This window comes from Chelatococcus sambhunathii (genome assembly GCF_001418005.1).
In the GTDB taxonomy this organism is placed as follows: Bacteria; Pseudomonadota; Alphaproteobacteria; order Rhizobiales; family Beijerinckiaceae; genus Chelatococcus_A; species Chelatococcus_A sambhunathii.
In genome coordinates this window covers 1-13,527 of sequence record NZ_LIOL01000012.1, presented here as the reverse complement: position 1 = coordinate 13,527, position 13,527 = coordinate 1, and the positions used below count along the sequence as shown (strand labels likewise).

Below are 13,527 nucleotides of genomic sequence, written 5' to 3'. Positions count from 1 at the left end.
TCCTGCCGCTCGTACCCTAATCTCGACACCCTGCGCCGGAGGGCATCGCCGTGGCGCTCACGGGCGTTGACGGGATCGCCTCCGCCCCATGGATGCGGGCGGCGCTGCGCTACGGCGCCATCGCACTCGCGGTGTTCCTGTTCCCGCTCTCACTCCGGCGCTCCGGCGAGCGTGCGGGACGGCTGGCGGAACGCCTCGAAACCTCGGAGAAGACCAATGACTCCATCGCCGGATGCTCGATGCGGCGGCTCGCCGCCCTCGCGATCGTGACGATCTCGCTGACCGGCTGCGCGACGGTCGCTTCTGACCCTCGCGTGGCCACCGTCTGCCCACCGGTTGTCGAGTATAGCCGCGAGTTCCAGGCACGCGCAGCCGACGAGCTCGATCTGCTGCCAGAGGGGTCGGCTCTCGCCGAAATGCTCGCCGACTACAGCGTTATGCGGGACCAGGCGCGCATTTGCTGAGTGTGATTCTAGATTTTCCGAATGACCTTCGTCTCGATTAGAGCATGAAGATGGGCACGCAGTCCTGCGGGGACGTGTCCACCGCTGATCACGACGCCGGCCTCCATATTCTTCTCCAGCGCGTGCCCAGTCAGGTTGGCGCTGGTCAAGAAGGCTGAATTGCCGTCGGCAACGGCCACTTTCGCGTGAACCCGTCCTTCGGCGAACGGTGCCGGTCGGTCGGTCCAGACATACAGCGCTGCCGAAGGAACACAGCGCCGCATTGTAGCAATAGGATCGACGGACAAGCTCCCGCCATGGCTCGTGGAGGTCTCCAACAGAATTCGGATGTCGATGCCGCGAGCGCATGCAGCATTCAATGCATCGACCACCGAGGAGACGTCGTATGCAACAAAGCTAACGAGAAAGAAGTCACTTCGCGCGTGACCGATGAGATCCAAGAGCACCTGCTCCGTGCGGCGGGTGGCGACGAATGGTGTCGTCGGGCCCGTCCAAACTAGTTCGACGCTGTTCTCGCGCTGCGCCTGTTGGCGGGCGAAGGCTGCGCCGACCAAGATACCGGCCAGCACATCGCCTGATATTTCCGTCTGTTTCCAGGCGGCGATCAAGCGATCAAGCGCTGCGCGAGCAGCCGGCGTGCTCACGAGCTGATGCAGGCTTCCGTATCGTTCGACCGGCATCGAGCCGCGGACACGAGCGGCGAGCGCTTCGATCCTCGCCGGAGATAACATGGCCACGAGGTCTGTGGCCGCGATCAGTATCGCTTCCATCAGACGGTCTCGAAGAATGCTGCATCGGGATTTTCGAGGGTGGGTACCACGAGGGAACGATCGATATAGCGGTTTCCCCGCTCACAGGATGTTTCCGAGACGAATGAACAGGCGTGACATGCTGCCCCGTGAAGTGACTGGTCCTTGCTCGGATCGTGTTCTGCGCAGAGTGGATCGGAGGCACATATGTGGGCGCGATCCAGCGCTTGGCGCAGAAGTCGCCCAAGATTTTCAGGCTTTCCTAGCTCTACGAGACCTCCCAGAGTGCCATCGGAATCTGCTGCAGCTGTGTAGATGAGAAATCCGGCTTGATCCCTCCCGTCCTCGACGTCTGCATATATACGCTCCCGAATACTCGCGGCGTTGTAGCCGCACTCCAATGCCAGTTCCCGTATCAGCATGTGCGCGAGCGTGTGTAGCATGACATAACGAACGCCCGGGTAACCTTGGTTTGGGTCCAGGTTCCTCTTTTGCCGCCATCCGCGATGGCCCTGCCGTAGCCGAGAGTCGAGAGCCTTCACCGGATCCTTATCCGCCCAAGCCTTCAATGCATCTGCATCGAAGCGAACGAAAATTCCTTCACCGTGAACTTGAGTGGCCGGCACCCAGTTCGGTGCTGCGCGTGCGAGCGGGGCCCGTGGGGCTGCCTCATCTCCCGTGCCTTCGTCAGGAGACTCGACTCGTGTGAATCCAAGGAGGGCGTTCACCTCACGAAGCCGCTCCAGCAGCAGAACGCGTGTGATCGCCGCACCGAAGCCCGAGGGCACGCCCACCTTCTTGCTCATGAAATGCGGATAGTCAGTGGGTGGGTTCTCGGCCGTAAGCACATCCCATTCCGGCCCTTTGAGGTCGCTCTGTTCGACGCCCGGTCCGCCATTGCGATGGGTTTCGATTGCGGACCAAATCTGCTCGTCAGTGAACTGCTCGATGCCAGGCAGCTGCGCCGTCTTCTTCAGGGTCTTGACGACGAACGCCACTTCGGCCGCCGAAGTGACGTCTTCAAAGAACGTCCAGCCATCCGCGACCAGTTGCGCCAGAGGGCTTCCCACCTGTGGGATCGCGAGAACCGAGAGTGTGACCGGGAACCAGCTATTGGTTGCGCCGAGGAGAATTGCGCGAGGTTCCTCGGTGCAATCGTCCTCGAAGCGATCCACGTGTGGATGTCGCCCTCGGCAGGCTGGAAGGTTGTCGCGACCTGCCTGACCAAAAGCCTGCGCCATGTTCTTCGATGCGCCGCAGCCATCGCATTTGACCCACAGGTTCTCGGTTTGAAGTGATGCGCCGCTCTCGAAGAACCTCAGCGTCGCACGACAGGTGCTAGATCCGCCGTGAACGAACCAGTGCCAGGCAAAGTCGTCCAGGTGGCCAGCCCGACACGCCATGAGAAAGCGCGCCGGAACCGCATCGGCATCCCTGGCCCTTTGATCGTTATTCGATCCGCGACAGCCCTCATGGACGAAACGCGTCAGCTCCGGGCGATACCTGTTTTCCTTCAGCTTGAACAAGCCGGCATCATAGGGTGATAGCAGGCCGCATTTCACGCAGCGCAGCCACCGCGGGAAGGGCTTGACGGGCACGCCGATCAGCGCGGCGGCCGAAAATGGGTCTGCGATTTCCCTCTCGCCCACGGGCGGCATACGCAATGATTCGACTTGGGGTCCGAGCACGCCCCGGACGTTGGCGAGCAACCGTGCCTCTTGTATCGGCTGACACCTGTCTTTTTCCCAGCGGTCGATCCCCATCGTGACCACCGACATGTTCGGGAGGTCGATCAAGGCGCCCGGGCCGTAGGTCCAAAGCAACTGGCTCGGTCGAATTTCTCCTACGGGTGTCCTGCTCATTGCTGATCCTCCTGGGGCTGCGTCACCCGCGGTCTCCAAGTCGGATCACTCGTCGAACGGTCGTCCTCCATCACGAGCCTGACACCAGGCTCGACTTCGCGCATGGACATCGGGACCGTCCAGTCGGTCCAAGGCTTGATGCCAGGCGCCGAAAGCAGCGGATAGGCAGTGGGTCCTGCGCCGTGCTTCTGGTAGACGAGCGTGCGGCCCCCTACGCCCGCTTCATTGGCCCAATCGTCAGCGCGGCTCTTCATCTCGGCTCCGGTCAGGGTCTTCTTCCCCGAGTCTTCCGTGACTTCCCAGGTGCGAGCGGCGACGGCGCCTATCGTATCCAACATCTCTTTGCGGCTCGGACTGGTCATGGCACCAGCGCCGTCATTTGCCGCGAAGGGATCGTAGGTGTGACGCATGATGGAGAGCATCGCGCCGGTGAGCCCTCGATCCAACGCCCGTGGCGAGAACGGGGTGACGGATTGAGCCTCGACGTGCTGGTAGAAGGTCGCGTGGTAATGCTCGAAGGTCTCGTAGTGCGACAGGTCGCGAGGCCGCGCCCACGTCAGCACGGTCGCGACGAGTCCCGGCGGCGTGCGGCCCACACGGCTGGTGGCCTGGATGTATTCGGCCGTTCCCTTCGGCTGACCGTTTACGACCATCACCCCGAGACGATTCACGTCGACACCGACCGACAGCATGTTCGTCGCAAGAACGACATCGATCGGGCGGGCCTCCCCGGGCTTCCTGTTGGTCACCCATTTGCCTAATGCCGGGTCGAAGGTGCCATCGAAAGGAACCTCGAGCTGATCGAGGTACCGCGGGATGTCCTGACTCGAGACGCGCGACGTCAGTTCGCTGATTTCCTCGACGCGCCGTTGGGAGAGCCCCGGTCGGTCCACCAGGCTCATCTCGACGCGGAAGGAACGCGTTTGGACGTCGTCTTCCGCCAAACGCTTCATCCCTCCGAGTTCTCGCAGCGAGTTGAAGTAGCCGACGAGGGTCATATAGGGGTCGGCCACCGGGCCGAACCGATCGAACAGCGCCTGCGCGGCGGTGAGGAACGCCGTGTAGGTCCTGATCAGCACCGCAGGGCGAGAGCTGCCGGGTGCGCAGATACCCATGTACCGTCGGCCGGGTTTCTCGCGGATGGGTCTCTGGACTGAGAAGAAATTGTCTTCGACGTCCAGGCCCGAAGGGGGAAACACGGAAATGCGGCGCATGAACACATTGCGCACCTGGTCATCGGCCCGCCGCACGGTCGCGGTGGAAGCCACGACCTTGGGGCGAACCTTCTTGTCACCCAGAGCCCAGCTGCTCAGCTCGTCGACGGCCGTCTCGTAAAGACCCACCATGGTGCCCAACGGACCGCTGATGAGGTGGAACTCGTCCTGGATGATCAAGTCTGGTGGTCGAATTGCGCGGACCGGCTTCACACTGGCGGCCGGATATGCCCCCCTCGCTCGGTGCCCCGTGCCGCAGTCGTGACTCGGCCAGAGCAAACCATGGCGTCCGCATTCCTGCTCGACGCGGCCGAAAAGGTTCCGAACCTCGGGACGCCACGCCATCATCGCGAACTTGTCCACGGTCGCGATCATCATCGTCGGCGGGCGGTGATAGATTTCCTCGTCGACGACTTTCACGGGAAGCCCCGGGTGAGGCTGTCCAGTGGATTTCGCCTTCGAGAAATCGCAGCCGCCCAGCTTGTCGCCGCAGTGGATCAGCGTTCGGCCGGCGATCCTGTCGACCTCGATGTCGCGACCACCGGAGATCTCCGAACCGCACCAAGGGCAGCTGGTCAGTTGTGCAGGCGAAGCGATGCCCGCCTTGTTGCGATCGTTGTTTCGAATGGCCTCGACAGCCTGGTGAGACGCTTCGGTCGTGCCCGGTGTCACGCGATTGCCGACCCAGAGACCGAGCGTGAAAGGTTCCTTGCCCCAGGTCTTGTCGTCTGCACGACGGATGACCTCCATCGCGCAGAGCAGCGTCGTCGCCCTCTGGAACTGCTGCAGAGTCAGCAGTCGCAGTGTGTAGCGCATGATGACGGCGAGACCGCGTGATGCGTCGAGGCCGCCGAGATCATTCTTCAGTCGGCGCATGGCCATGGCGAAGGCCGCCACACCGAGATAGGCCTCGGTCTTGCCACCACCCGTCGGGAACCAGAGGAGATCGGCGAACGCCTCGACCGGCTTCGTCCGGTCCGGGTGAGTTGGTTCGGCGAGCGACGGGATCGACAGGAGCAGGAACGCCAGCTGGAACGGGCGCCACGATCTGTTCTTCGGCACGTCCAAAGTGGTCACGTCGACGGCTTCGTTCCGTCTGCGCTTCAGAGCGTAGATGCTTCGGACACGCTGCATGGCCATGGACCGGTTGGCGAAGCGGAACGCCTCCAGCGCTTTCGGATCGGCGAAGAGAGTATCCATACCCTCTCGGAGGCGGCGCAGGATCTCCTCGCAGCGCTGAATGACGTCCTTGCCCGGATCATCGAAGCCGGTGATCTCCGACCCCAACCGGGTTTTCTGTTCGCCGATCCAAACGGCGTAATCGTCGACGAGGCACGAAAGAGCGTCGCGCAGCGCGTCCGGCGCCATCTCCGCCAGCCGCGTCATGTCGAGCCAGCCCTCGTCGACCATGCGCCGCATGGCAGGGCGGTCCCTAGGATCGAGGCCCGGCGTTTCGGTGACGGCGACTTCGTAACGCGGGATGATCTCCGTTCTGACGCGATGGGCCTTCGTCGGCTCCTCGGGCGTCGTATCGGCGTGAACGGACACCCCGTGTCCGACCGCGAACTCCAGCCTGTTGCGATAGATGAGCGCGAGACGGTCGCGTTCCGGGTCGTCGACGACCACTTCGTTGGAGGGGCGACGCCGAAAGACCGACTTGTCCCCGTGATCTTCGGGGGCCTCGACGGTGATCTCCGGCTGGAACAGCCAGGCGCGGTCCTTGTTGTCTTCGGGTTCCAACTGCCCGTTGACGAGGAACAAAGTGACCAGGCGCTCCCCCTTGTTGTTCGTCCGAACCGCCCCCTGCAGGCGGACGTCCGGTTGATCGGGATCGGGAGTGGACGGCTTGATCGGCCCGTCGACGAGCGGAACCGTGACAACGCCACCACACGGGATGCGCTGCCAGACCCTGACCTTCACCTCCTCCTGGTGACCGGTCTGGCGATTCTTTCGCGTCTTGACGATCTCGTGCTCATCGTTCGGGACCCGCTCGTACCGTCCCCACCGTGCATCGACGGCCAGCTTCCCGACATCGGGCGCCACGCAGAAGGTGAGGCCCATGCTGGAGGGAACCAGCGACTGGTTGTTCGTCGTGTCGATCTCGTCGAGCGCGTCGTCCTCGGGCTCCACCCGGCCCGATGCACTGGCGAACTCGGCGCCGGGCTCGTGGAGTGGCGCCGTCCGTTCATCCTCGAGGTCGCCAGCCTCCTCGGCTGCCGAGGCCGGTTCAACCCGTGCTGCCTGGTCGTCATCCGGCCGGCGCGGCGCCAGCTTACCCACCAGGTAGCGATCGCGGACGCTCATGTCCTTGATCAGCTCGTGGGGCCCGCCGGCGGGGCCGAGCAGATCGTCGCGCACGGCGAGTTCCAGGAGGTCGCGGGTGTAGACGACATCTTCGATCAGCGGCACTGCGCCGGGGGCAGAAACGCCGAGCAGCGGCAGGATCCGGAGGAATTCGTCCCATGGCAGCCGCGCCGCGGGACCGGTCGGCGCGGTCAAACCTAGATTTGCGAGTGGTACGTATGGATCGGCGGCGTGCCAATGGTCGAAATAAATCGTGGCGTTGTCGAGGTCCGAGCGGATGCGGAGGATCCGCCCTACCTCTGAGACGTTCCCGCTATCGTCCAGAACGACGATCCAGTGGCCTTCCTCGATCGCGCCGTGAGCGGTTGGCCCCAGGTCGATACAGACGGAATAGCGGGGCGCGTTGGATGTCCGCTTAACGATCCAGGCGCTGAAGGATGGTTCGGTAGTCGTGGTCAGATCGGCCATGGTCAATCACTCTCAGCAATTCGGTAACGGGCGCCTCGGCGTTCACCCTGGCGTTCGACGGCGCCACGAGCCAAGAGATCGTTGATCGCGGCATTCCACTGGCCATCGGGGATGTCGACATAGGTGAGGATGTCCGACTTGCTCAGCCAAGTTCGCCGTGTCTCAAGAAATGCCCTAATCGCCTCAGTCGCGCCGTTTGGATTTCCCGCAACCTTTGGCGCAAGTGCGGACGCGCCCTCAAGATTGAAGGATTGCTGAGAAGATTTTTCTCTAGAACGAGCTCGCGCTTTGACGTCCCCTGGTGCTTTTCTGCCATGCAGACCGTGCTCGACTTCTTCTTCAAATCTTTGGTGATTAAGTTCGGAGAGCCGCCTTAGAACTTCCATGCGAGCACCATTGGAAATGGTAAAGCGGACCCGATCGTTCTCGGGTAAATAATCAACCTCTCGAAATGAGTGCCCAAGATCAATATCGTTCCATCCATAGGCATTTAGGACGGCGATATCCATTTCCGTGTGCAACTCCCGAAAACGCTCCATGTCCTCGGATCGATCTTCTTGATTGTGGAATTGGTTGTAAATCTCGGTGAGGCCAGCCGAGCGCTCAAGCATGAGCTGTTGGCGCGTTTGGAAGTACCGCTCCCCTATCAGCTCAAGTTGGTCCGTTGCCTGCTCGCTCGGCATTGGCCAAGTTTCGAGGATAGCTGACGTGGAATAGCGAAGAGTTGAGGCGCCAAGAGTTCCACCCTGCCATCGCGCCCAAGTATCGTGTAGTGTGGATTGGAGAACAGAAAACTCCCGCCAACCTTCGAAGAAGAGAACTTTGACCTGCATATTGTAAACCGCTGATGTTGGTACGCGACTCACGCACAGGTATTTTGTGACTGAGGCGATAGCCAATACGTTAGTTTTTTGGAAAATTCCCGCATTAAGCCGGGTCTTAGATCCCAAAGCTTCCAAAAGCAGTCTTGGTGGATCTGACCAGTTAACGAGTCCCTATAAGGTTTGACTAGCTCTTTAACCCGCTGGAATGCCGGCTCATACTGACGAGCTTTGTCTTCTGGCCAGTCACGGAAGTAGATCACCCACCTATAAGGCATCAACCTCGGCATTGTGTTGAGATCTTGTCCATTAAAAAGTGGAAATATAACTTCTTCGCATTTCGGGTCTTTAGAAATAATCTCGGCGCGCTCTTCGGCTGTGAGCTCGAAGCCTCGACCCATAACGTCTTGTCCCTGCGAGAATAGGCCTTTCAAGGCTTTTAGTTTCACTGGCCGCTTTATCTGGAAGTCCTCTTCCAAGGCGCCGTTGATCGCTTGGACCGCACTGTCATCGAGAACTTTCGAATCCTTCCATTCGTCGCGTGCAATCCACGCAATCGATACGACAACGGCAGCATTGCCGGGCCACGGAAATCTCGAGTTCGCGCGATAGATCACGCCGCCTTTCTCAATAATTTGGTCGAGGCAAACTACTCGGGAGCCTGTTTCTGTGATCGATTTGGTTGCAAGCAAGCCAACGTAGCCCCTTGTTCCAATGAGACTGAACGCACGCAAGAAGAAATAGGCGCAAAGATCGGGGGAGCCGACGACGCCGTTTCGGACGAATTTGAGGTATTCTTGATAGGATAGGCCCAGTCGGCGACCTAATAGTCTGCCTCCCATGAAGGGTGGGTTTCCCACAAAGGCGTCAAAACCCCGGTTCTTTCTCGCAAATACTTCAGGGAACTCTAGAGGCCAATGGAATGGGTTCCGAGTGGTCCCATCAGGAGAGTCTTTGCCCAGGTCGGTTGATGCATCGCGTCGAAGCCGGTCTTTCGTAGTGTCGGCGCCACTCGTGGCCGCGTCGGCCAATGCTGCAAGCGCTTCAACACGTGCAGCCCTATCCCCGGCCCGGTCCTCAGCCAGAATGATGCCGACGAAGCTGTCGGCGATGAGAACCGGCAGTGCCATTTCGCCACGCGACTGCTCGTCGAGCGCTTCCATGGCTTCCACGTCGTGAATGTCGCGAATAGGAATCGCCCGAAGACGCGCACGAAGCTCAATCGCCTTGTCGACCGCTGATCGGATGGTGCGGCCGAACAACCGCATTTGGGCCTTGCCCGTGGGGTTCATGTCGAGCTCGACCAACTGATCAAGGTCGTGGATCCCGAGCAGACTGTCACCGCTGCGCAGATTGTGGTCGAGGAAGCCGAAGGGCCGCCCTTTCGACATGGTGGTCAGCCAGAGCGAGAGCTTGGCCAGCTCCACGGCCAGCGGGTTCTTGTCCACACCGTAGAGGCACCGTTCCGCCACGAGGCGACGGGCGACGATGGCGCGTTCCTCTACGTCCTGTGACAGGGGGTCGAAGCCTCCGGAGGAGGCGTCAACGATCCGCCCTTCGCTGTCGATCTGCTTGCCGCTGGCCTCCGTCACCGACCAAGCCTCGACCAGACGATCCGAGAGCCATCGGCACGCCTGAACCAAGAAGGCTCCGGACCCCATAGCGGGATCGCAGACCTTCAGATCCAGCAGCTCCTCGGCGCTATTCAGCTCCCATTCCTTGGGCACCTTGCCTTCGGCTGGGCCGCGGTAGGCGACCGGCGTCAGCGTTTCTGCTACGATCTTCTCGGTCAGGCTCTTGGGCGTGTAATGCGTGCCGCTCTCACGCCGGTCGGCGCCGAGTACGACGACGAAGGCGCCCTTGTGGTGCACGAGCGGATAGCCCCACGGGTCGGTCCGCAGGAGGGGCGCGCAGGGCAGGATGCGATCTCGCAAACCGACGTCGCCGCGACAGACGGTGAGCAAACGTGCGGCGAGACGATCGTCGGCCGCCCGCTCAAGGGCGTTGCGGATGGCGGACTCCGATCGCTCGCTCCGTTCCTTGAGCAGTTCGGCCACTTTTGCAGGGCCATCCAGCCGTGCCGACTCGATCTCGCCGAGCGTCACGCGCGGGCTCTTGGCCTTCGCGCCGCTATCGAGTTCCAGGGTGACGTCGTCGACGCGCTTCACCGTGCGTTCGAGGAGGCCCTCGTAGACGTGGCCGATCTGCTCCACGTCGAGTGCGCGATAGGACAGCGTGCGACCTTCGAAGGTCTGGATCGCTTCCAACAGAAGAAGAACGGTGCGGTCGTCGATCGGCAGCGGTTCGGCTGGATCGCTCCGCCAGCTCGTGCCCTTCTTTCGCCCTTCGAGGAACGGATATCGATCCGGGTCGAACAGCGAACCACCGAGTGCCGGAAGGCGCAGCGTCGGATGATCGATACCGCCATACACGCCACGAAACAGAGCGAGCAGCCGCGACCAGGCAGAGCGGCGACGCTCGAGGATCTCTTCGGAATCCGCACGCAGCTGCATTCGCAGGCTGGAGATGGCGTAGAAGGAGTCGTAACGGGGATCGCCGAGCAGGAGCAGGGCACGTTCCTCGGCAGACAGCAGGAAGACGAGCCGCATCATGACCGTCAGACCGGCCTCGTAGAGCTCTCGCGGATCGACGTCGCGCAGGAGTTCGCGATTGCGATCCTGATCGGCGCGGTCGAGTGCCTGGACGAGCACTTCGACGGCGCGCCGGACCTGTTCTCCGAGCGCCTCGGTCACGTCGTCCTGGTGCTTCAAAGACCGCTCATAGAGCGCCGGCAGCTTTACTTCTTCGGGTCCGAAGAAGCGGCGGATGCCCAGAAGGCTGACGAAGGCGCGCAGCGTTTCCGGTTCCTGACCCCAAAGGCGCGCATACCAGCTCGCGAAGCCTGCTACGGCGCCGATGGGCGCGTGGACGAGCATCCAGCGCTCACCATTGGTGACGATGCCAGTGGGGCATCCCGTAGCCCGGAGCAGAGCGACCATCCGGTCGGCCGGGGTGATCGCGAGGCCATCGAAACGGCGCGTCGCGTCGAGATCGGTGTCGGGCTCGTAGACGTGGATGAGCAGAAGCGGTTGGTCGGAGTTCGTCGGATTGACGACGGCCAGATCGGGCGCGACCGTGACCCCGTGTTCGGGCATCGAGACAGTCAGCTTCTCAGACAGTGTCGCGCCCCTGCGCAGCACCGTCTCATCCATTTCCAGCGCTGTGACCAGCACGTCGTCGATCCAGGCCGCGTGCAGCGCTGGAAGGTCGAGGTCGTCCATGTCGACTGCATCGCGCCATTCCTCATAGGTCCGCCGAAGCCGCTGAGGCCGCCCGGAAGGCAGAGCTTCGAGGCCTTGCGGGAAGACTTCCCGCAGCACCGGCACCGCCAGAAAGGGCCCAGAGACTTCGATGAGGTTCAGCCACTCGTGATCGTTGCTCATCCGCGCTTCTCCGTCGCGAGGGAGTTCGGAACCAGCAGCACCACGGCCACGGGGAAGGTACGCTCGACGGCATTGGAGTGCCGTTCCTCGATCGCGCGTAGCTCTTGCTCGCGCTCCTTCGGGATCCGGGCCAGGCGTGCTTCGAGGGCCGCTCGGTCACGCTTGAGCTGAGTGCGTTCGTCCTCGGAGAAAAGAGAGAGCTGCACGGGTTGTTGTTCCGCCGCGATCTCGGTCTTCAGCGCTCGTTCGAGATCGTCCAGGACTTGGCGGATGTCCTCGGCCTCCTTGCGCTTCCGGGTCTCGATCGTGTTCGCGAGGAAGCGTAGCCGGTCTTTCGAGCGTGCCTCGACGGCTGCCAGAACGGAATCACGCTGTTTGTCGAAGCGCGTCCTCAAGGCGTCGAACGTCGCATCCGAAAGGTCCGCAGGGTGCGACTCCTCCAGCCATCGTCGGACCTCCGTGACCCGTTCCTCCCGCCGGAAACCGGCATCGCGCAGATAGCCGCCAGCCTCCGTGAGCTCCTCGTGCAGGCGATGATGGTTCCCGCCGGTCACGACGAGCCGCGACATCACCACCACGGCCGGTCCCTCGATCCGCCCATCCGGAAGCGACCGGACGGTCACGCGGTGCAGCTTCTTCACATCGTCGCGCGCCCAGATCTCCGCGCGCAGGAGCCGCAGACTCATCTGGACCAGCCGGTGGTTCAGGTGAACGAGAACGACGTCATCACGGCCCTTGGCGACCTCGTGGTCGAAGGTGATCGGGCGGACCTTCTGCGTGTAGGGGTGCTCTAGACCCTCGAGGCATCGGGACCAGGAACCCGAGAGCGGCGGCATTCGGAAAACCGTGCCGTCTGGTGCACCGGCCAGAGAAACGGGCTCCAAGTCGGGTTTGTCCGCAAGACGCAACGCGGTGCGTACCGCCCGCTCGATGTGGTCGGGCACGAGCCTCTGTTCGTGCCGGGTCTCGTTCAGTCGCGCATGGAGTTTGGCCACACGTTCGCGTAGGTCGCGCTCCGCCTTGACGAAGCGGCGAGATTTCTCCATCCGGGCTTCGGCTTGTCTCGTGTCGAGATCGCGGCGGCGCCCCTCGAGCAGGTCGGGCAGTTGAGGCGCGATGACGGGGTTCACGCTCCCCATGTCGGCGCGCATCGCATCCAATTTACGAAGCGCACGGAGGATATCGTCACCGTGGTCACCCTCGGCATCCACCGGGTGCCAGATGACGACCTCGCTGGCGCGTTGCCCATGGCGGTCTATGCGGCCGTTCCGCTGCTCCATCACATTCGGGTTGTACGGAATTTCGAGGTGGATCATCAGGTGGCAGTGGTTCTGGAGATCGATGCCCTCGGAGGCGGCATCGGTCGCCAGCAGTATCCTCACCGGGGATTCCGAGGGGTTGGCCTGGAACGCGGCTTTCACGCCCTCGCGTTCTTTCGGGTCCATGCCGCCATAGATGAGAGCCAATCGCTCGCCCCCGAAGCCGTGAGATGCGAGGATCTCCTGCATCCATTGCTGTGTGGCGCGATACTCGGTGAACAGGATCACCCGCTCGTTCGTCCACCTGTCACCGTCCTTCAGGTGACTGGCCAGCCAACCCAGCACGGCAGTGGCCTTTGCATCGGCCCGACGAGCCGCCTGTTGGGCCCAGGATCGCAATCGGTCGAGCATCCGGCGTTCTTCGTCGGTCGGTGGCCGGACATGCTTGCCCGCTTCCTCGATCGCTTCAGCCTCGGCGGCATCCCGCTGTGCGTCGTCTGCGTAGTCTTCCTCGGTCTTCGCTATCGCCCGCCGAAGGATGCGGTCATCGAATTTCTTCTGGCTGCGCTCGCCAGCCGCCCGACCTTCGATCGTCGTGACCTGACCCCCTGTTTTTCCTCCACTTGCGAGTAGAGTCCGGCCCAGCAGAGGGACGGATTGGATGAAGCGGAAGCGGTTTTCGGACGAGCAGATCATTGGCATTTTGAAGGAGGCCGATGCGGGGGCGGTGGTGCTGGATCTGTGCCGCAAGCACGGGATGTCGAGCGCGACTTTCTATGCGTGGAAGGCCAAGTATGGCGGGCTGGAGCTGAGCGAGGCGAAACGTCTGCGCGCGCTCGAGGACGAGAATGCCAGGCTGAAGCGGCTGCTGGCGGATGCGATGCTCGACAATGCGGGGTTGAAAGACCTGCTGGGAAAAAAGTGGTGACGCCGGCTGCCAAGC

At 62.2% G+C, this 13,527-nt stretch carries 7 protein-coding genes and 1 pseudogene; 2 read left to right on the top strand and 6 right to left on the bottom strand.

The genetic code is table 11. From position 1 onward, the window contains the following. Window positions 1-50 precede the first annotated feature (50 nt). On the top strand, window positions 51-464 hold the full coding sequence (locus ASC46_RS21745; protein WP_245280612.1) for a hypothetical protein: 414 nt from the start codon (window positions 51-53) through the stop codon (window positions 462-464). An 8-nt stretch (window positions 465-472) separates the two neighbouring features. On the opposite strand, the gene drmC is transcribed toward ASC46_RS21745, so the two are convergent. The 6 genes from drmC to drmD form a co-directional block, all read right to left on the bottom strand. Next, window positions 473-1,234 (bottom strand): DISARM system phospholipase D-like protein DrmC, encoded by a 762-nt coding sequence (gene drmC / locus ASC46_RS17800; RefSeq protein WP_055460655.1) that lies wholly within the window; start codon window positions 1,232-1,234, stop codon window positions 473-475. After that, entirely contained in the window at window positions 1,234-3,075 is a 1,842-nt protein-coding gene (gene drmB / locus ASC46_RS20960; RefSeq protein ID WP_072249569.1) for a DUF1998 domain-containing protein, read from the bottom strand. Before drmB ends, drmC begins: the two co-directional genes overlap by 1 nt. Next, on the bottom strand, window positions 3,072-7,061 hold the full coding sequence (gene drmA / locus ASC46_RS17790; protein WP_055460653.1) for a DISARM system helicase DrmA: 3,990 nt from the start codon (window positions 7,059-7,061) through the stop codon (window positions 3,072-3,074). The genes drmB and drmA overlap by 4 nt, the downstream gene beginning before the upstream one ends. Window positions 7,062-7,063: 2 nt before the next feature. Continuing rightward, complete coding sequence (locus ASC46_RS21620; protein WP_210166014.1) at window positions 7,064-7,744, bottom strand: hypothetical protein; 681 nt, start codon at window positions 7,742-7,744, stop codon at window positions 7,064-7,066. Window positions 7,745-7,923: 179 nt separating this feature from the next. Next, window positions 7,924-11,325, bottom strand: a complete 3,402-nt coding sequence (locus tag ASC46_RS17785) for an Eco57I restriction-modification methylase domain-containing protein (RefSeq protein ID WP_210166013.1) — start codon at window positions 11,323-11,325, stop codon at window positions 7,924-7,926. Further along, window positions 11,322-13,280 (bottom strand): DISARM system SNF2-like helicase DrmD, encoded by a 1,959-nt coding sequence (gene drmD / locus ASC46_RS17780; protein WP_245280611.1) that lies wholly within the window; start codon window positions 13,278-13,280, stop codon window positions 11,322-11,324. Before drmD ends, ASC46_RS17785 begins: the two co-directional genes overlap by 4 nt. Between drmD and ASC46_RS17770 the strand changes: the two are divergent. Continuing rightward, window positions 13,246-13,527, top strand: a pseudogene (locus ASC46_RS17770) (transposase); the annotation flags it as partial. The gene drmD and the pseudogene ASC46_RS17770 overlap by 35 nt on opposite strands.